Source organism: Pseudomonas sp. LS44, assembly GCF_024730785.1.
Lineage (GTDB): Bacteria > Pseudomonadota > Gammaproteobacteria > Pseudomonadales > Pseudomonadaceae > Aquipseudomonas.
In genome coordinates this window covers 2,934,677-2,951,838 of sequence record NZ_CP102830.1, presented here as the reverse complement: position 1 = coordinate 2,951,838, position 17,162 = coordinate 2,934,677, and the positions used below count along the sequence as shown (strand labels likewise).

The following is a 17,162-nucleotide window of genomic DNA, read 5'->3' as shown; positions in this document are numbered from 1 at the left end:
CGTGCCCATGCTCAAACGCTTCGCACCCCTCGTGCCACTCGCACTGACATTCTTTCTCGGGGCTTGCGCCGGCTACTCGCCGAGCGCGCTGATAGATGCTGATCAAGCGCTTCCAGCACCCGAAGCCATGGAGCAAGAAGCCGCGCTCGAGCCGCTGCCCGATTTCTCCACGGCCAAACCCTATGCACTACCGAGTTTCGCTGACAGCATCCTGGCCCATGGCCTGTCGCTGGTCGGGACCCGCTATCGTTTCGGTGGTACTTCGGCGAATACCGGCTTCGATTGCAGCGGCTTCATCGGCTATCTGTTCAAGGAAGAGGCGGGCGTGAGTTTGCCGCGTTCCACCCGCGAAATGATCAACCTCAAGGCTCCGCTGGTTGCGCGCAACAATCTGCAACCGGGCGATCTGCTGTTCTTCAGCACTGCCGGTCGTGGTCGCGTCAGCCATGCCGGGATTTATCTGGGCGATGACCAGTTCATCCATTCCTCCAGCAGCAAAAGTGGCGGCGTGCGGGTCGACAGCCTGGGCGACAAATACTGGAGCCGCACTTTCATCGAGGCGAAACGCGCCCTCGCCCTGGCCTCCAACACCCAGGGGCCGCGTCATCAGTGATGGCTCGCGCAGGCTGCAAAGCTTGCGCGGCATGGGTTACCGGGGCAGAGTAGGGCGCATCCAGGCACAGGATCGCCGCCTATGACCCCCAAGGCCCGCTTCGCCCTACTTGTTCTCTGCGCGCTGCTGACTGCCTGCGCCGGCACTCCACCCTCGAAAGCCCCGCTCTTCACCGCACCCATCAACGGCGCCACGACCGATGATGTGCTGTTTCGCGCGTTCGGCCTGGTGGGCACGCCGTACCGCTATGGCGGTAATACCCCAGACGGCGGCTTCGATTGCAGCGGCCTGATCGGCTATGTGTACCGCGATGCGGCGGGCATCCAGTTGCCGCGTTCGACCCGTGAAATGTTCGCCATGCGTGGCTCGAGTGTGAGTCGTGATGCGCTGCAGACGGGCGATCTGGTGTTCTTCGCCACCAATGGCGGCCGGCAAGTCAGTCATGCTGGTATCTATGTGGGCGAAGGGCGTTTTGTCCATGCACCCTCCAGCGGCGGTACCGTGCGCCTGGACAGTCTCTCGGCGACCTATTGGCAAAAGACCTATCTGGATGCCCGACGGGTATTCATCCCGGCAGGTCTGGCCCATAACCAGTAACAGCGAGGTAGCGCATGACCGCTCGCACGCTGCCGCTCGACGATGCCCTCTACGCCTACCTGCTGGATGTGTCCCTGCGCGAAACTCCGTTGCTGGCCCAGCTACGCGCGGAAACCCAGGCGCTGCCCATGGCGCGCTGGCAGATCGCGCCCGAGCAGGGCCAGTTCATGGCTCTGCTGGTCAAGCTGACGGGCGCCCGGCGAATTCTCGAAATCGGTACCTTCACCGGCTACAGCGCACTGGTGATGGCCGAGGCCATGGGCGCGGGCGGCCAACTGGTCTGCTGTGATCTGCCCGGCGACTACAACGCCATTGCCCAGCGTTATTGGCGTGAGGCCGGGCTTGCCGAGCGCATCGACCTGCGCCTGGCCCCAGCCCTGGAAACCCTCGGCGCGCTGGAGCGGGACGGGCAGGGCGAAGGGTTCGACTTGATCTTCATCGATGCCGACAAGGCCAACTATCCGCACTATCTGGAGCATGCCTTGCGCCTGACTCGGCGCGGCGGGCTGATTCTGTTCGACAACACGCTCTGGAGCGGCCGGGTCCTGGAAGCCAATCCAGACAGTGCCGATACCCGGGCAATCCAGGCGCTTAATCGGGCATTGCAGGGTGATGCGCGCATCGACCTGTCGTTGTTGCCGCTGGGCGATGGCCTGACGCTTTGCCGTAAGCGCTAACGTTGGCGTAGCCAGGTCGCGGCTACGAAAGTGCCGAACCGCTGTGCATTGACGACCGCAGCGTCGCCCACTACCCTGCGCGCCTTGCTTCAGGTGCCCCGGCCATTGGCCAGAGGGTGAAACAGGGAAGCCGGTGCGTCCGTCCAGACAATGGCCAGACAATTCCGGCGCTGCCCCCGCAACGGTAGACGAGTCAAAAACCGCATCCCGCCACTGTGCTCACGCACGGGAAGGCGCGGTTTGAATCCAGCAGGATTCGCTCGTGAGCCCGGAGACCGGCCTGTCGCAGTCCATGGCATCGCGGAGGGCGCTGTCTGGCGCATGGGCTGAGGATTTACCTCGCCCATGCGTTGCCTTCTCCGTGTGCTTTTCCTGGTCTGGGCCGTGCGGGGAGTACGGCGGAGCACATAACGAAAAATGCGTAAGTCCTTTTTGGCGCCGACAGCAGTTCTGCTGTGCGGCGTGTCAGCTGTTGTCCTTCCGGCCCTGGCGGCCGAACCAACCCTCGAACTCGACCAGCAGGTCGTGACCGCAACCCGCATCGAACAGGCGGCCGAGCGCAGCCTGGCGGCGGTGACGGTGATCGATCGCGAGCAGATCGAGCGTAGCCAGGCACAATCGGTACCCGAGCTGCTGCGCAAGGTTCCCGGCGTATCGCTGGCCAACAACGGCGGTCCGGGCAAGTCCACCTCGCTGTTCATGCGCGGTAGCAATTCCAACCATGTGCTGGTGTTGATCGACGGCGTCAAGGCCGGCTCGGTAACCAGCGGTGGCACGGCCCTGCAAGATTTGCCGGTGGAGCTGATCGAGCGGATCGAAGTCGTGCGCGGCCCGCGCTCCAGCCTGTATGGCTCGGAAGCCATCGGCGGGGTTATTCAGATATTTACCCGCAAGGGCGGCGAGGGCGGGGCCAAACCGTTCTTCTCTGCCGGTTACGGTACCCATGACAGCTACGAAGGCAGCGCCGGAGTCAGTGGTGGCGACGGCAAGGGCTGGTACAGCCTCGGCGTGGCCAGCCAGGACACCGACGGCATCAACGTCAAGCCGGCCGGCGTTAGCAGCTACGAGTCCGACAGCGATGGCTACCGCAACCTGTCCGGCTCAGCCAGCGCCGGGTACCGCTTCGACAATGGGCTGCAGCTCGACGGCAATGTCTTGCAGACCAACTCGCATAACGACTATGACTCGGTGAACACCCGGCGCACCGCAGGCTTCGATGCCTATGCCGATGGCGAAACCAAAATAGTGGGCGGCCGGGCGCGATTCAATCCGCTGGAGCTCTGGAAGGTGACGTTGCAGGCGGGGCGCAGCGAGGACAAATCCGACGCCTACCAGGACGGTAAGTTTTATTCGCGCTTCGATACCCGGCGCGATTCGTTGTCCTGGCAGAACGACTTGACCCTTGCCGAAGGCCACACGCTCACCCTGGGTACTGACTACCAGCTCGACTCCGTGAATGGCAACACCGCCTACTCGGAAGACTCACGCGACAACAAGGGGGTTTTCGTCCAATACCTGGGGGAGATGGGCCGCCAGGACTGGCAACTGAGCCTGCGTCACGACGACGATGAACAATTTGGCAAGTACGACACCGGCAACCTGGGCTGGGGTTATGCGCTGACCGACGAGCTGCGCTTCACCTCCAGCTACGGTACTGCCTTCAAGGCGCCGAGTTTCAATCAGCTGTATTACCCGGGGTTTGGCAATCCGGACCTGGATGCCGAGAAATCCCACAGTGTCGAAGTCGGCCTGGCTGGTGAACACGCCTGGGGTCACTGGGCCGCGAACGCCTACCGCACCAAGATCGACAACCTGATCGCCACCATTACCGTCAACGGCATGAGTCAGGCCGAGGGCGTGGATGCGGCGCGGATTCGGGGCCTTGAGCTGGTGCTTGGCAGCGAGCTGTTCGGCTGGCAGTGGAACGCCAACTACAGCCTGATGGACCCGGAAAACCGATCCAAACGCTCTAGCCGCACAGGCATCGCCTACTACGGCAAGGATCTCAACCGGCGTCCGGGGCAGACCTTCAACCTCGATGTCGACCGGGCATTCGGCGCCTTGAGTATCGGCGCCACCCTGAGTGCGCAGAACTCGACCTATGACGATCTGGAAAACCAGAATGAGCTGGCCGGTTTCGCCACCCTGGACCTGCGCGGCGAATACCGCCTGACCCCGGAATGGCGCCTGCAAACCCGCGTTGCCAACTTGCTGGATGCCGATTACCAAACAGCCGCCGGCTACAACCAGCCGGGACAGGCGGTGTATTTCACCGTGCGTTACCAGGCGCTGTGACAGACCGTTGAAAAACTACTGCGCTTGGCTATGCGGCGTTGGAATCAGGCTCGGGCTGCTCATGTACAACTTGTACACTCCGCGCCCTCGCCTGATTCCGCCTTGCCTAGCCTGCGCTCGCTACGTTTTTAAACGGCCTGCCGCTTCTACGTGAATTTGAACCAGAAGGAGCTACACCATGCCAATCCTCTCTACTCGCAACCAACTGGCGATTGGCCTCGTCCTGGGGTTGTTAATGGCGGTGACCCGCGGTCAACACTTCGCCACGCTCAACCTACCCAGCGCCTCCTGGGCGGTATTTTTCCTTGCCGGTGTGCTACTCAGGCCGCGCTGGGTATTTCCGGCCCTGTTCATCGAAGCATCGGTGCTGGACTTCAGCATGGTGGCGATGGGTTCGGTCAGTGATTGGTGCACCTCGCCGGCGTATTGGATTCTCGTACCAGCCTATGCCGCGCTGTGGTTCGGCGGTCGCCTGTACGCCACCTGGCATCGCGATGATCTGCGCAGCGTGATTGTCCTGGCGCTGACCGTGCTGGTCAGCGCGTTTGTCTGCCACCTGCTATCAAGCGGCGGGTTCTTCTTCCTTTCCGGGCGATACCCGGAGCCGACCCTGGCCGGCTTCCTGCCGCGTATCGCTTTGTACTACCCGCGCTTCCTCGCCAACCTGACCCTGTATGTCGGCGTGGCGACGGCGTTGTATATCGGCGTGCGCGCCTACTTCAAATCGCACCCAGTCGAGGTGGCGCAATGAGCGAATCCACCGAGCGTGACGCCCGCCACCAGGCGCGCATGCAGCGCAAGAAGGCGCTGATCGACGACAAGATCGCCCAGGCCCGGGACGAATACGGCCTGCTGCTGGTGCACAGCGGCAACGGCAAGGGCAAAAGCAGCTCGGCCTTCGGCATGGTCGCTCGGGCCCTGGGCCATGGCCTCAAGGTAGGCGTGGTGCAGTTCATCAAGGGCGCGGCGAGCACCGGTGAGGAAGCCTTCTTCCGCCGTTTCCCCGACGAGGTCAGCTATCACGTGATGGGCGAGGGCTTCACCTGGGAGACCCAGGATCGCCAGCGCGACATCGCCAAGGCCCGCGAGGCCTGGGTTGTGGCCCGGCAGTTGTTGAATGACGATGACATCAGCCTGGTAGTGCTCGATGAGCTGAACATCGCCCTGAAATACGGCTATCTGGAGCTCGACGAAGTGCTCGCCGACATCGAAGCGCGCCCGCCGCTCCAGCATGTTGTGGTGACCGGCCGTGGCGCCTTGCCGGGGATGATCGAGGCGGCGGACACCGTCACCGAAATGACCCTGCTCAAGCATGCGTTCAAGGCCGGGGTGAAGGCGCAGAAAGGGATCGAGTTTTGAGCTTCCTTCGTATCGGCAACGCTATGCCTATCAATGTAGGAGCGAATTTACTCGCGATAACAGGCACGTTCGAGTTAGCCCGATCGCGAATGAATTCGCTCCTACGGGCCAGCGTTCGATGAGCGGTCCACGCAGCTGCCCCGCACTGCTGATCGCCGCACCGGCCTCTGGGCAGGGCAAAACCACGGTCACCGCTGCCCTGGCCCGTCTGCATGCGCGCCAAGGGCGGCGGGTGCGGGTGTTCAAGTGCGGGCCGGACTTCCTCGACCCGATGATCCTCGCCCGCGCCAGCGGCCAGCCGGTATACCAGCTCGACCTGTGGATGGTCGGCGCGGATGAGAGCCGGCGTCTGCTCTGGGAGGCGGCGGGCGAGGCCGATCTGATCCTGATCGAAGGGGTGATGGGCTTGTTTGACGGCACCCCCTCGGCAGCCGACCTGGCCCGGCACTTCGGTGTACCGGTGCTGGCGGTGATCGACGGCTCGGGCATGGCCCAGACCTTCGGTGCCATGGCGCATGGGTTGGCCAGTTTTCAGGCGGATCTGCCGTTCGCCGGGGTGCTTGGCAACAAGGTCGGCAGCTCGCGGCATGGTGAGATTCTGCGCGATTCGTTGCCGCCCGCGCTGCGTTGGTTCGGGGCCTTGCCGCGCAGTGCTGCTGCCGAGCTACCGAGCCGTCATCTGGGGCTGGTGCAGGCCGAGGAATTGGCCGATCTCGATGCGCGTCTGGATGCTGCCGCCGACGCTCTGGCCGCCAGTGCGGACGGCAGCCTGCCACCGCCAGTCGCCTTTGCCGCAGCGCCGCCAGCCGTGCTGCCACCGCTGCTGGCCGGCGTGCGCATCGGCGTGGCCCGTGACGCGGCATTTGCCTTTGTGTATCAGGCCAATCTCGATCTGTTGCGTGCACTGGGTGCCGAGCTGAAATTCTTCTCGCCGCTCAGCGACCAGGCGTTGCCGGAAGTGGACAGCCTCTACCTGCCCGGCGGCTATCCCGAACTTCACCTGGCGCAGCTGGCGGGCAACACGCCGATGCGCGCGGCGATTCAGGCGCACCATACCGCCGGCAAGCCGATCCATGCCGAGTGTGGTGGCATGCTCTACCTCCTCGACAAACTGACTGACCAGCAGGGTCAGAGCGGCGCCATGCTGGGTCTGCTGCCGGGCGCGGCGACTATGCAACCGCGCCTAGCGGCGTTGGCCTTGCAAGAAGTCGAGCTACCGGAAGGCCGGTTGCGTGGCCATACCTACCACCACTCGCTGTTGGACTGCGCGCTCGAACCGATTGCCCGCGGCGAGTGCCCGAACTACCGGCGCACCGCCGAGGCGGTGTATCGCCTGGGTCGGTTGAGCGCCTCCTATATCCATCTGTACCTGCCGTCCAACCCCGTGGCTGCTGCGGGGTTATTTCGCCCATGAGCGAGCACGCCTTCAGCGCGGCCGAGCGCGCGGCGGTCTATCGCGCCATCGCCGAGCGCCGCGACATGCGTCACTTCAGCGGCGGCACAGTCGCGCCGAAGCTGCTGGCGCGCTTGCTGGAGGCCGCGCACCAGGCGCCGAGCGTCGGCCTGATGCAGCCCTGGCGGTTTATCCGGATCACCGCAGCGCCGCTGCGCGAGGCCATTCATGGTCTGGTGGAGGCTGAACGACTGCGCACCGCCGAGGCGCTGAACGAGCGCGCCGATGAGTTCATGCGCTTGAAGGTCGAAGGCATACGTGACTGCGCCGAACTGCTGGTAGCGGCGCTGATGGATGATCGCGAGCGGCATGTGTTCGGCCGCCGCACCTTGCCGGAGATGGATCTGGCCTCGCTGGCCTGCGCCATCCAGAACCTCTGGCTGAGCGCGCGCGCCGAAGGCCTGGGCCTCGGCTGGGTGTCGCTGTTCGAGCCACAGGCGCTGGGCGAATTGCTTGGTCTGCCGCCCGGCGCCAAGGCCCAGGCGGTGCTGTGCCTCGGTCCGGTGACCAGGTTTTACCGCGAGCCGATGTTGCAGACGCAAGGTTGGGCTGCCCCGCGGCCGTTGCACGAGTTGTTGTTCGAGAACCGTTGGGGAGAATCACGATGAGTGTGGCACTGCTCAGTCTGGCGGGCGTGGCACTGGATGCCCTGTGCGGTGAACCCAGACGCTGGCATCCGCTGGTGGCGTTCGGCCGGTTGGCCGGGGCGCTGGAGCAGCGGCTGAACCGTCCCTACGACGACGGCGCCGGCGCGATGGGCTGGCGCAGCCACGGGCTGATGGCCTGGTTGCTGGCGGTGCTGCCGCTGACTTTGCTGGTCTGGCTGCTCAGCCGTCAGCCACCCATTGGCTGGCTGGTCGAGGTGTTGGCGTTGTACGCCGCCCTCGGGTTGCGCAGTTTGGGCGAGCACGCGCTGCCGGTTGCCCAGGCCCTACGCTCGGGCGATCTGCTCGAAGCCCGTCGGCGCGTCGGTTTCATGGTCAGCCGGCAGACGGGTGAACTGGATGAGGCTGGTGTCGCCCGCGCGGCCACCGAGTCGGTGCTGGAGAACGGCAGCGATGCGGTGTTCGCCGCGCTGTTCTGGTTTGCCGTGCTTGGCGCGCCAGGCGTGGTGCTGTATCGGCTGAGCAATACGCTGGATGCCATGTGGGGCTATCGCAATGCACGGTTCGAGCGTTTCGGCTGGGCCGCCGCGCGCATCGACGACGGGCTCAACTATGTGCCGGCGCGCTTGGTGGCGCTGACCTATGCGCTGCTCGGCCAGACGGCTCGCGCGCTGCGCTGCTGGGGCACGCAAGCGCCGCACTGGGACAGCCCCAACGCCGGGCCGGTGATGGCCGCCGGCGCGGGTGCGCTGGGTGTCAGCCTGGGCGGTGCGGCGGTCTATCACGGCGAGCTGCACAACCGCCCAGCGTTGGGCGAAGGCGATCCGGCCGCTGCGCGGCATATCGAGCTGGCGCTGCAACTGGTCCAGCGCGGCGTTTGGTTGTGGCTGCTGGTGCTGGCGCTGGGGAGTTATCTGCATGCTTGAACATGGTGGACGGCTGAAGGCGGCTGCGCGCCAGTACGGCATCGCCGAGGCGGACTGGCTCGACCTGTCCACTGGCATCGCGCCTTGGCCGTTCGATCTGCCAGCGCTTGCCACGCAGACCTGGGCACGTTTGCCGGAAGTCGACGATGGCCTGGATGCCGCCGCGTGCAGCTACTACGGCGTCGAGCAATTGCTCGCGGTGCCGGGCTCGCAAGCGGCCATCCAGCTGCTGCCACGTTTGCGCCCGAGCGGGCGGGTTGGCGTGCTGGCGCCCTGTTACGCCGAGCATGCCGAGGCCTGGCGCAAGGCCGGACACGAAGTGATTGAACTCGCCGCGGATGGGCTCGAAGAGGCCCTGCCGCGTCTCGACGTGCTGGTGCTGGTCAATCCCAACAATCCCACCGGCCAGCGCTTCGATCAGGCTCTGCTGCTCGACTGGCACGCCCGATTGGCTCGCCACGGCGGCTGGCTGGTGGTCGATGAGGCCTTCATCGACTGCACCTCGGCACTCAGCCTGGCAGCCAGCGCGGGCGAGGGGCTGATCGTGTTGCGCTCGTTTGGCAAATTCTTCGGCCTGGCCGGCGCGCGTCTGGGTTTCGTGCTGGCAGACGCGAAACTGCTGGCGGCGTTGGCCGAGCAGCTCGGTCCGTGGGCGATCAGCGGGCCGACCCGCGCCGTGGGGCAGGCTTGCCTGCGCGATCGCGGCGCCCAGCTCGCCCAGCGCCAGCGCGCCGAGGCGGCGTGCGCGCGGCTGGCCGAGTTACTGGTCGGGCAAGGCTGGGCGCCGCAGGGCGGCTGTGCGCTGTTCCAGTACCGGGTCGACCCGCGCGCCGCGCAGCTCCACGATTTCCTCGCTCGGCGTGGCATTCTCGTGCGTTTGTTCACGCAGCCAATCGCTCTGCGCTTTGGCCTGCCGAAGGGCGAATCGGACTGGCAGCGGCTGGAACAGGCGCTTGCGGACTTCGGTAGGAGCGAATTCATTCGCGATCCGCAGCCGCAGGCGATACCGACCATCGCGGATGAATCCGCTCCTACAGACGAGTCCGAGCATTGACCACACTTATGGTGCAAGGCACCACCTCCGACGCCGGCAAAAGCACCTTGGTGGTCGCCCTGTGCCGTTGGCTCAAGCGCCAGGGTGTCGATGTGGTGCCGTTCAAGCCGCAGAACATGGCGCTCAATAGCGCGGTGACTGCCGACGGCGGCGAAATCGGCCGCGCCCAGGCGGTGCAGGCCCAAGCCGCCGGGCTGGCGCCGCACAGCGACATGAACCCGGTGCTGCTCAAGCCCAACAGCGACACCGGCGCCCAAGTGATCATCCACGGCCGCGCTATCAGTAGCATGGAGGCGGCGGCCTACCACGACTACAAACAGGTGGCGATGCAGGCGGTGCTGGCCTCGCACGCACGCCTGGCCGCGCAGCATACGGTGGTGATGGTCGAAGGGGCGGGCTCGCCGGCGGAGATCAATCTGCGCGCTGGCGACATCGCCAACATGGGCTTCGCCGAGGCGGTCGACTGTCCGGTGATCCTCATCGCCGATATCGACCGCGGCGGGGTGTTCGCCCATCTGGTCGGTACTTTGGAGCTGCTCTCGCCCAGCGAGCAGGCGCGTGTCCAGGGCTTCGTCATCAACCGCTTCCGCGGCGACCTCGGCCTGCTGCAGCCCGGCCTCGACTGGTTGGAGGCGCGCACCGGCAAGCCGGCGCTCGGCGTGCTGCCGTACCTGATGGATTTCCACCTGGAGGCCGAGGACGCCATCGATCAGCGCCAAGCTGCCAAGGCCGAACGGGTGCTCAAGGTGGTGGTGCCGGTGCTGCCGCGCATCAGCAATCACACCGACTTCGACCCGCTGCGCCTGCATCCACAGGTGGATTTGCAGTTCGTCGGCCCCGGCCAGCCGATCCCGCCAGCCGATCTGCTGATTCTGCCCGGCTCGAAAAGCGTGCGCGCCGATCTGGCGTTTCTCCGCGAGCAGGGCTGGGAGCCAGCGATTCAGCGGCATTTGCGCTACGGCGGCAAGCTGCTGGGGATTTGTGGCGGCTTGCAGATGCTCGGTCGCCACCTGCACGACCCGCTGGGCCTGGAGGGCGCCGCCGGCTCCAGCCCCGGCCTCGGCCTGCTGGAGTTGGAGACCGTGCTGGAGGCGGAGAAACAGTTGCGCAACGTTGCCGGCCAACTGTGTCTGGAACAGGCGCCGGTCAGCGGCTATGAGATCCACGCCGGGGTCAGCAGTGGGGCGGCGTTAGAGCGTCCTGCTGTGCAATTGGCCGATGGCCGTCAGGACGGCGCCATCAGCGCGGACGGGCAGATCGCCGCCACCTACCTGCACGGCCTATTTGAATCGCCGCCGGCCTGCGCCGCGCTGCTGCGCTGGGCCGGCCTGCGCGAGGTGCAGGCCGTGGATTACCACGCCCTGCGCGAGCGCGACATCGAGCGGTTGGCCGATATGGTCGAGGCGAACTTGGATGTGGCGCGGTTGCGGGCGTTATGCGGTTTGCCATGAACGTAGGGTGGGGACGCTGTAGGAGCGAGTTCATTCGCGATCCAGCGCTACCCGATAGATCGCCATCGCGAATGAATTCGCTCCTACCAAGTGCGGTAGGGCGGGTGCAACCCGCAAGGCGAAGGTGGATTCGAGTGATGAAGACTGAGGTAATGCATGCGTGAACTGATCCTCGGCGGCGCCCGCTCCGGCAAGAGCCGGCTGGCGGAGAAGCTGGCCACCGAATCCGGGCTGGCGGTCACCTATATCGCCACCAGTCAGCCGCTCGACCTGGAGATGGCCGAGCGGGTTGCCGCGCACCGCGACCGCCGCCCGGCCGCCTGGACGCTGGTCGAGGAACCACTCGAATTGGCTCGCGTCCTGCGCGAACAGGCGGCTGCCGACACCTGCCTGCTGGTCGATTGCCTGACGCTGTGGTTGACCAACCTGCTGATGCTGAACGACCAGGAGCGACTGCAAGGCGAGCGCCAGGCGCTGCTGCAAATCCTCGGCGAATTGCCCGGCCGGCTCATTCTGGTCAGCAACGAAACCGGTCTGGGGGTGGTGCCGCTGGGTGAATTGAGTCGCCGTTATGTCGACGAGGCCGGCTGGCTGCATCAGGCCCTGGCCGAGCGCTGTCAGCGGGTGGTGTTCACCGTCGCTGGCCTCCCCATGATTCTCAAGGGCGAACCGCTATGAGCTGGTGGCAACAACCGGTGCGTCCGCTGAATGGCGCAATACGCGAGCGGGCCCTGGCGCGTCAGCAGCAGTTGACCAAGCCGCCTGGCTCGCTAGGCCGGCTGGAGCGGCTGGCGGTCGATCTCGCCGCGATGCAGGGGCGCGAACGGCCAAGCGTGGAGCGGGTGTGGATTGCCGTCTTCGCCGGGGATCACGGCGTGGTCGAGGAGGGCGTGTCGGCTTTTCCACAGGCGGTAACCGGGCAGATGCTGGGTAATTTCGTCGCGGGCGGCGCGGCCATCAGCGTGCTGGCGCGGCAGCTCGGCGCGACGCTGGAGGTCATCGACCTGGGCACTGTCGACCTGACCCTGGAACTGCCCGGTGTGCGGCATTTGCGCCTCGGCCCCGGCAGCGCCAATTTCACCCGCGAGCCGGCACTCAGCACCATCCAGTTGGACAAGGCCCTGGCGGCCGGACGCGATTGCGTCGAGCGGGCCGCCGAGGCCAGCGCCGAGCTATTCATCGGCGGCGAAATGGGCATCGGCAACACCTCGGCCGCCAGCGCCTTGGCGTGTGCGCTGCTGGGTTGCCCGGTGGATGAGCTGGTCGGCCCGGGCACCGGTCTGGATGCGCAAGGAGTGCAGCACAAAACCGAGGTGATCGAGCGGGCGCTAGCGCTGCACGCCGATCAGTCCGGCGATCCATTGGCGATCCTGCGCTGCCTGGGTGGCTTTGAGCTCGCCGCCTTGGCTGGCGCATATCTGGCGTGTGCGCAGCACGGTATCCCGGCGCTGGTGGATGGCTTTATCTGCACGGCGGCGGCGCTGTGCGCGGTGCGCCTCAACCCCGCCTGCGGCGATTGGCTGTTGTTCGCCCATCGCGGTGCCGAGCCGGGTCATCGTCACGTGCTCGCGGCGCTGGAGGCCGAACCGTTACTGGAACTCGATCTGCGTCTGGGCGAAGGCAGCGGCGCGGCGTTGGCGGTGCCCTTACTGCAACTGGCCTGCCGGTTGCACAACGAGATGGCCACCTTCGCGGAAGCGGCGGTGGCGCAGCGTCCGCTATGAACCTGTGCCTGGACATGTTGCGCCATGGCGAAACCACCCTTAGCGGTCGCTTTCGCGGCAGTCTCGACGATGCCCTGACCGAGGTGGGCTGGGCGCAGATGCGCCAGGCCGTTGCCCAGCAGTCAGGTTGGGATGCGCTGGTCAGCTCGCCGCTGCAACGCTGCGCCGCATTCGCTACGGAGCTGGCGACCCAGCGCGGTTTGCCGTTGCACCTCGAGGCCGATCTGCAAGAGCTACACTTCGGCGAATGGGAAGGTCGCAGCGCTGCCGAACTGATGGTCAGTGCGGAACGGGAGCTGGGGCTGTTCTGGAACGATCCCTATGCCTACACCCCGCCGCAGGGCGAATCGCTGCGGCAGTTCGAGGCGCGGGTTCTGGCGGCTGTGGCGCGTTTGCAGCAGGCCTACGCCGGTCAGCGCGTGCTGCTGATCACCCACGGCGGAGTCATGAGTCTGCTGCTGGCCCGCGCGCGCCAGTTGGCGCCGGGGCAGCTGATGCAAGTGACGGTGGCCAATAGTGAGTTGTTCCGTCTGCAGGTGGGCGCGGATCTGAGTATGCGGGAGGAATGAAATGCGCCTGCCGCTCGCGCTGCTGATCGCCGTGCAGTTTCTCACCCGTCTACCGGTGCGCTTGCCGGGCATGCCCGAGCCGCAACAGCTGGGACGCTCACTGCTTTGGTATCCACTGGTTGGCCTGCTGCTTGGCGGTGCGCTGTGCGGCCTGCACTGGCTGCTGAAGGATACGCCGGCGCTGCTCCAGGCGGCCTTGTTGCTGGCGATGTGGGTGCTGGCAACCGGCGCGCTGCACCTCGATGGTCTAGCCGATACGGCCGATGCCTGGGTCGGCGGCATGGGCGATCGCCAACGCACCCTGGCGATCATGAAGGATCCGTATTGCGGGCCAGTCGGCGTGGTGGTGCTGGTCCTGCTGCTGCTGCTCAAGTTCGCGGCGCTGGTCGTGTTGCTTGAGCACGACCAATGGCCGGCGTTGCTGCTGGCGCCGTGGCTAGCGCGCGCCCTGTTACCGCTGCTGTTTCTCAGCACGCCCTATGTGCGCGCCGGCGGGTTAGGGCAGGCGTTGGCGGAACACCTGCCGCGCCGAGAGTTGCCTTGGCTAGTCGGCGCACAGGTCTTGGCGATGCTGTTATTCGGTTGGCCGGCGGTGTTCATTCTGCTCGGTGCCGGGCTGTTGCTGATCGGCTTGCGCCGCGCCTTGCTCACGCGCCTGGGCGGCACCACGGGCGATACCGCGGGGGCATTGGTCGAACTGAGCGAATGCCTGGTGCTGCTGATCCTGGCGCTGATCTAGAGCGATCGACTGCTTAAGCCGCCCGCGACACTGCCTCGCATTCCACCACACACCGCTGGCAGGTTTCTGCGCATTGCCGGCAGTGATCGTGGGCGTGCTTACCGCATTCCTCGGCGCAGGCTTGGCAGGCAATCGCGCATAGGCGGCAGATTTCGTCGACCAGGGCGCTGTCGCGGGCCATCAGCGACGTACTGAGGCGGCACATATCCGCGCAGTCGCGATCCAGGCGGATGCAGTCGAGCATGTCGCTCAGGTTCGCCTCTTTCAAACACGACGCGGCGCAGTTTTCGCAGGCGATGGTGCAGGCGCTGCAGGCCTGAACGCAGGATAGATAGCGCTGGTGCATGACTTCCTCCGGGGAGGCGGTGGGGGGAGTGCTGTGGTTGACCAGGCTGGGATTCGGAGGGTTCGCGCGTTCGGACGGGCGGGCGCCATTGGTCATGCTGGTTTGCCCTGTCGAAGTTGCGGGTATATACAGCAACGCATGCTGACTACTCATTGCCTCTGCACCAAGCTGCGCCGTGCCTCGCGCACGGTGACCAAGCTCTACGACGATGCGCTTGCCGAGATCGGCCTTAACGCTGCGCAGTATTCCTTGATGCGCCATCTTGAGCGCCTCGATCAGCCGAGCATTTCCGCGCTAGCCGAGGCCATGGGCCTGGATCGCAGCACCCTGGGCCGCAATCTGCGGGTGCTGGAAAGCAACGGTCTACTCTCGCTGGATGGCGGTGCCGACCAGCGTCATCGCGTGGTACGGCTGACGACCTTGGGCGAGGAGCGTTTCAGACAAGCACAGTGCGCCTGGGAAGTGGCACAGACCCGGCTGGCTCAGCATCTGGGCGAATCCAAGCGCGAGGCGTTGATGCTCTTGTTGGATGATTTGGAAGCGGTTGATTGATCGCATTAAGTATTCGGGTGGCTACCCGTAAAGGATTGTTGGTATGAGCTCGCTGTGGCGCACAAGTGGTTGGGTATTGATGGGCGCGGCGCTGATCCTCGCGCTGTCGCTAGGGATTCGCCATGGCTTCGGCCTGTTCCTGGCACCCATGAGTGTGGATTTCGGCTGGGGGCGCGAGGTATTTGCCTTCGCCATCGCCCTGCAAAACTTGATCTGGGGCCTCGCGCAGCCTTTCGCCGGCGCCTTGGCGGATCGTTTCGGCGCGGCCAAGACGGTGATCGTCGGCGGCATTCTGTATGCGCTGGGCTTGATGTTCATGGGCCTTGCCGACTCGGCGTGGTCCTTGTCGCTGAGCGCCGGCTTGCTGATCGGTATCGGTCTGTCCGGCACCTCGTTCTCGGTATTGCTCGGCGTAGTCGGGCGCGCGGTACCGATAGAGAAGCGCAGCATGGCCATGGGCATCGCCAGCGCCGCCGGCTCGTTCGGCCAATTCGCCATGCTGCCGGGCACGCTGGGCCTGATCGGCTGGCTCGGTTGGTCGTCGGCCTTGCTGGCGCTGGGGTTGCTCGTGGCGTTGATCGTGCCGCTGGCCGGCATGCTCAAGGATCGTCCGCTGCCGTTGCTGGGCCATGAGCAGACCTTGCGTGAGGCGCTGCACGAGGCGGTTGGCCATTCGGGATTCTGGCTGCTGGCGCTGGGCTTTTTCGTGTGCGGCTTTCAGGTGGTGTTCATCGGTGTGCACCTGCCGGCCTATCTGGTCGATCAGCATTTGCCGGCGGTGACCGGTACCACGGTGTTGGCGCTGGTCGGCCTGTTCAACATCTTTGGCACCTACATCGCCGGCTGGCTGGGTGGGCGGATGTCCAAGCCGCGCCTGCTGACCGCGCTGTATCTGCTGCGCGCGGTGGTGATCGTGGTGTTTATCAGCCTGCCGTTGAGTGTCTGGAGCGCCTATGCCTTTGGGATCGCCATGGGCCTGCTGTGGTTGTCCACGGTGCCGCTGACCAATGGCACCGTGGCCACCCTGTTCGGCGTGCGCAACCTGTCGATGCTGGGCGGCATTGTGTTTCTCTTCCATCAGCTGGGTGCGTTTCTCGGCGGCTGGTTGGGCGGTTATCTGTATGACCACACCGGCAGCTACGATCTGGTTTGGCAGATTTCCATCGTTCTCAGCCTGCTCGCCGCGGCTCTTAACTGGCCAGTCCACGAACAACCAGTCGCTCGGCTGCAAACCGCGGGAGGTATCGCATGAGCGCCAGAGGCGGTTGGGCGGCATTGTTGAGCGTCGCGGTGATTCTTCTGGCACTCGCCTGGTGGGGTTGGCAGCAGGGCGGGCTGGCGTTGATGCAGTTGGGCATGGGCACCTGTTGAGCGGTGTCGATTGCCGCTGATGGCGAGTGCGGGTAGCGTGGTTCCACGCCCCTCGGTTCAGGACCCACGCCATGCTCATCCGTTCGCTGTTCGCCACGTTATTGCTCGCCACGCTGACCGGCCCCGTATGGGCCAGTGAGTGTCCACCGCTGTTGCAGGGCGAGCTGCCCAAGTTGCGTGCCAAAGAGAATATCGACCTGTGCCAGCGCTTCGCCGGCAAGCCGCTGGTGATCGTCAATACCGCCAGCCATTGCGGTTTCGCCCCGCAGTTCAAGGGCCTCGAAGCGCTGTACAAGGAGTACCAGGCGCAAGGCCTGGAGGTGATCGGCGTGCCGTCCAACGACTTCAAGCAGGAAGATGCCAATACCGAAGAGACGGCCAAGGTCTGCTACGTCAATTACGGCGTGACCTTCACCATGACCGAACCGCAGAAAGTCACCGGCGCCGAAGCCATTCCGCTGTTCAAACAGCTCGCCGAACAGAGCGGTCAACCGCGCTGGAACTTCTATAAATACGTGGTCGATCGGCAAGGCAAGGTCGTCGCCAGCTTCTCCAGTCTGACCAAGCCGGACAGCGACAGCTTGCGCGAAGCGGTGAAGCAGGCGATTGCGTCCCAGCCTTGAAGGGCGTTCGGCAGATGGGCAGGTGCCTCGCGGACCTGGGTGACAGCTACATGAGCCGCGGGGATGCGATCAACCACCTGTTTGGTGTTCGTGGCTCGGCAAAATCCTGTGGCACTCTACCGCGAGCACGCCAACCGTCTGAAGAATAAAGGCGTGTAATACCACGCGGGGTCATTGCGCCGGCCATGCGGGACAGGTTCCCGATGGC

Annotated in this window: 20 protein-coding genes and 1 riboswitch; of the genes, 19 read left to right on the top strand and 1 reads right to left on the bottom strand. The window is 65.2% G+C overall.

Translation table 11 applies throughout. The features are described from left to right. Positions 1–7 precede the first annotated feature (7 nt). The 15 genes from NVV93_RS13095 (at position 8) to NVV93_RS13025 (ending at position 14,062) form a co-directional block, all read left to right on the top strand. Positions 8–613 carry a C40 family peptidase gene (locus NVV93_RS13095; RefSeq protein ID WP_258254363.1) on the top strand — a complete coding sequence of 202 codons (606 nt, stop codon included), beginning with the start codon at positions 8–10 and terminating at the stop codon, positions 611–613. Between the two features lie 81 nt (positions 614–694). Then, a complete protein-coding gene (locus NVV93_RS13090) occupies positions 695–1,210 on the top strand; it encodes a C40 family peptidase (RefSeq protein ID WP_258251082.1) in 516 nt (171 codons plus the stop codon). A 14-nt stretch (positions 1,211–1,224) separates the two neighbouring features. After that, entirely contained in the window at positions 1,225–1,887 is a 663-nt protein-coding gene (locus NVV93_RS13085; RefSeq protein ID WP_258251081.1) for an O-methyltransferase, read from the top strand. Between the two features lie 74 nt (positions 1,888–1,961). Then, a riboswitch (cobalamin riboswitch) is annotated at positions 1,962–2,186 on the top strand. A 118-nt stretch (positions 2,187–2,304) separates the two neighbouring features. Then, positions 2,305–4,182 (top strand): TonB-dependent vitamin B12 receptor, encoded by a 1,878-nt coding sequence (gene btuB, locus NVV93_RS13080; protein ID WP_258251080.1) that lies wholly within the window; start codon positions 2,305–2,307, stop codon positions 4,180–4,182. A 178-nt stretch (positions 4,183–4,360) separates the two neighbouring features. Further along, the gene (locus NVV93_RS13075) at positions 4,361–4,933 is read left to right on the top strand and encodes a hypothetical protein (protein WP_258251079.1); all 573 of its coding nucleotides are present in this window, start codon (positions 4,361–4,363) and stop codon (positions 4,931–4,933) included. Beyond that, on the top strand, positions 4,930–5,541 hold the full coding sequence (cobO, locus tag NVV93_RS13070; protein ID WP_258251078.1) for a cob(I)yrinic acid a,c-diamide adenosyltransferase: 612 nt from the start codon (positions 4,930–4,932) through the stop codon (positions 5,539–5,541). Before NVV93_RS13075 ends, cobO begins: the two co-directional genes overlap by 4 nt. Positions 5,542–5,659: 118 nt before the next feature. Next, positions 5,660–6,955, top strand: a complete 1,296-nt coding sequence (locus NVV93_RS13065; protein WP_258251077.1) for a cobyrinate a,c-diamide synthase — start codon at positions 5,660–5,662, stop codon at positions 6,953–6,955. Then, positions 6,952–7,602: a 5,6-dimethylbenzimidazole synthase gene (bluB, locus tag NVV93_RS13060; protein WP_258251076.1), complete on the top strand. Its 651-nt coding sequence runs from the start codon at positions 6,952–6,954 to the stop codon at positions 7,600–7,602. The genes NVV93_RS13065 and bluB overlap by 4 nt, the downstream gene beginning before the upstream one ends. After that, the gene (cbiB, locus tag NVV93_RS13055) at positions 7,599–8,525 is read left to right on the top strand and encodes an adenosylcobinamide-phosphate synthase CbiB (protein WP_258251075.1); all 927 of its coding nucleotides are present in this window, start codon (positions 7,599–7,601) and stop codon (positions 8,523–8,525) included. The genes bluB and cbiB overlap by 4 nt, the downstream gene beginning before the upstream one ends. After that, complete coding sequence (cobD, locus tag NVV93_RS13050; protein ID WP_258251074.1) at positions 8,518–9,579, top strand: threonine-phosphate decarboxylase CobD; 1,062 nt, start codon at positions 8,518–8,520, stop codon at positions 9,577–9,579. The genes cbiB and cobD overlap by 8 nt, the downstream gene beginning before the upstream one ends. An 8-nt stretch (positions 9,580–9,587) precedes the next feature. After that, positions 9,588–11,030: a cobyric acid synthase gene (locus NVV93_RS13045; RefSeq protein ID WP_258254362.1), complete on the top strand. Its 1,443-nt coding sequence runs from the start codon at positions 9,588–9,590 to the stop codon at positions 11,028–11,030. A 156-nt stretch (positions 11,031–11,186) separates the two neighbouring features. Next, positions 11,187–11,708, top strand: a complete 522-nt coding sequence (gene cobU / locus NVV93_RS13040) for a bifunctional adenosylcobinamide kinase/adenosylcobinamide-phosphate guanylyltransferase (RefSeq protein WP_258251073.1) — start codon at positions 11,187–11,189, stop codon at positions 11,706–11,708. Continuing rightward, positions 11,705–12,754 carry a nicotinate-nucleotide--dimethylbenzimidazole phosphoribosyltransferase gene (gene cobT, locus NVV93_RS13035; RefSeq protein ID WP_258251072.1) on the top strand — a complete coding sequence of 350 codons (1,050 nt, stop codon included), beginning with the start codon at positions 11,705–11,707 and terminating at the stop codon, positions 12,752–12,754. The genes cobU and cobT overlap by 4 nt, the downstream gene beginning before the upstream one ends. Next, complete coding sequence (locus NVV93_RS13030; RefSeq protein ID WP_258251071.1) at positions 12,751–13,323, top strand: histidine phosphatase family protein; 573 nt, start codon at positions 12,751–12,753, stop codon at positions 13,321–13,323. The genes cobT and NVV93_RS13030 overlap by 4 nt, the downstream gene beginning before the upstream one ends. A gap of 1 nt (position 13,324) precedes the next feature. Beyond that, on the top strand, positions 13,325–14,062 hold the full coding sequence (locus NVV93_RS13025) for an adenosylcobinamide-GDP ribazoletransferase (protein ID WP_258251070.1): 738 nt from the start codon (positions 13,325–13,327) through the stop codon (positions 14,060–14,062). Between the two features lie 13 nt (positions 14,063–14,075). On the opposite strand, the gene NVV93_RS13020 is transcribed toward NVV93_RS13025, so the two are convergent. Then, positions 14,076–14,408, bottom strand: coding sequence for a four-helix bundle copper-binding protein (locus NVV93_RS13020; RefSeq protein ID WP_258251069.1), 333 nt, complete (start codon positions 14,406–14,408; stop codon positions 14,076–14,078). Positions 14,409–14,546: 138 nt separating this feature from the next. Here NVV93_RS13020 and NVV93_RS13015 point away from each other — a divergent pair, with 138 nt between their 5' ends. The 4 genes from NVV93_RS13015 (at position 14,547) to NVV93_RS13000 (ending at position 16,954) form a co-directional block, all read left to right on the top strand. After that, the gene (locus tag NVV93_RS13015) at positions 14,547–14,960 is read left to right on the top strand and encodes a MarR family winged helix-turn-helix transcriptional regulator (protein ID WP_258251068.1); all 414 of its coding nucleotides are present in this window, start codon (positions 14,547–14,549) and stop codon (positions 14,958–14,960) included. A 43-nt stretch (positions 14,961–15,003) separates the two neighbouring features. Then, on the top strand, positions 15,004–16,212 hold the full coding sequence (locus tag NVV93_RS13010) for an MFS transporter (protein ID WP_375162887.1): 1,209 nt from the start codon (positions 15,004–15,006) through the stop codon (positions 16,210–16,212). Continuing rightward, positions 16,209–16,331, top strand: coding sequence for a hypothetical protein (locus NVV93_RS13005; protein WP_258251067.1), 123 nt, complete (start codon positions 16,209–16,211; stop codon positions 16,329–16,331). The genes NVV93_RS13010 and NVV93_RS13005 overlap by 4 nt, the downstream gene beginning before the upstream one ends. Before the next feature lie 71 nt (positions 16,332–16,402). Further along, on the top strand, positions 16,403–16,954 hold the full coding sequence (locus NVV93_RS13000; RefSeq protein WP_258251066.1) for a glutathione peroxidase: 552 nt from the start codon (positions 16,403–16,405) through the stop codon (positions 16,952–16,954). Positions 16,955–17,162: the final 208 nt, after the last annotated feature.

Coding starts and splice junctions, on each gene's coding strand:
- NVV93_RS13010 (WP_375162887.1), top strand. CDS start 15,004: ATGAGCTCGCTGTGGCGCACAAGTGGTTGGGTATTGATGGGCGCGGCG.
- cobU (WP_258251073.1), top strand. CDS start 11,187: ATGCGTGAACTGATCCTCGGCGGCGCCCGCTCCGGCAAGAGCCGGCTG.
- cobD (WP_258251074.1), top strand. CDS start 8,518: ATGCTTGAACATGGTGGACGGCTGAAGGCGGCTGCGCGCCAGTACGGC.
- NVV93_RS13030 (WP_258251071.1), top strand. CDS start 12,751: ATGAACCTGTGCCTGGACATGTTGCGCCATGGCGAAACCACCCTTAGC.
- bluB (WP_258251076.1), top strand. CDS start 6,952: ATGAGCGAGCACGCCTTCAGCGCGGCCGAGCGCGCGGCGGTCTATCGC.
- cobT (WP_258251072.1), top strand. CDS start 11,705: ATGAGCTGGTGGCAACAACCGGTGCGTCCGCTGAATGGCGCAATACGC.
- NVV93_RS13075 (WP_258251079.1), top strand. CDS start 4,361: ATGCCAATCCTCTCTACTCGCAACCAACTGGCGATTGGCCTCGTCCTG.
- NVV93_RS13000 (WP_258251066.1), top strand. CDS start 16,403: ATGCTCATCCGTTCGCTGTTCGCCACGTTATTGCTCGCCACGCTGACC.
- NVV93_RS13025 (WP_258251070.1), top strand. CDS start 13,325: ATGCGCCTGCCGCTCGCGCTGCTGATCGCCGTGCAGTTTCTCACCCGT.
- NVV93_RS13095 (WP_258254363.1), top strand. CDS start 8: ATGCTCAAACGCTTCGCACCCCTCGTGCCACTCGCACTGACATTCTTT.
- NVV93_RS13065 (WP_258251077.1), top strand. CDS start 5,660: ATGAGCGGTCCACGCAGCTGCCCCGCACTGCTGATCGCCGCACCGGCC.
- NVV93_RS13015 (WP_258251068.1), top strand. CDS start 14,547: ATGCTGACTACTCATTGCCTCTGCACCAAGCTGCGCCGTGCCTCGCGC.
- cbiB (WP_258251075.1), top strand. CDS start 7,599: ATGAGTGTGGCACTGCTCAGTCTGGCGGGCGTGGCACTGGATGCCCTG.
- NVV93_RS13085 (WP_258251081.1), top strand. CDS start 1,225: ATGACCGCTCGCACGCTGCCGCTCGACGATGCCCTCTACGCCTACCTG.
- btuB (WP_258251080.1), top strand. CDS start 2,305: ATGCGTAAGTCCTTTTTGGCGCCGACAGCAGTTCTGCTGTGCGGCGTG.
- NVV93_RS13020 (WP_258251069.1), bottom strand. CDS start 14,408: ATGCACCAGCGCTATCTATCCTGCGTTCAGGCCTGCAGCGCCTGCACC.
- NVV93_RS13005 (WP_258251067.1), top strand. CDS start 16,209: ATGAGCGCCAGAGGCGGTTGGGCGGCATTGTTGAGCGTCGCGGTGATT.
- NVV93_RS13090 (WP_258251082.1), top strand. CDS start 695: ATGACCCCCAAGGCCCGCTTCGCCCTACTTGTTCTCTGCGCGCTGCTG.
- cobO (WP_258251078.1), top strand. CDS start 4,930: ATGAGCGAATCCACCGAGCGTGACGCCCGCCACCAGGCGCGCATGCAG.
- NVV93_RS13045 (WP_258254362.1), top strand. CDS start 9,588: ATGGTGCAAGGCACCACCTCCGACGCCGGCAAAAGCACCTTGGTGGTC.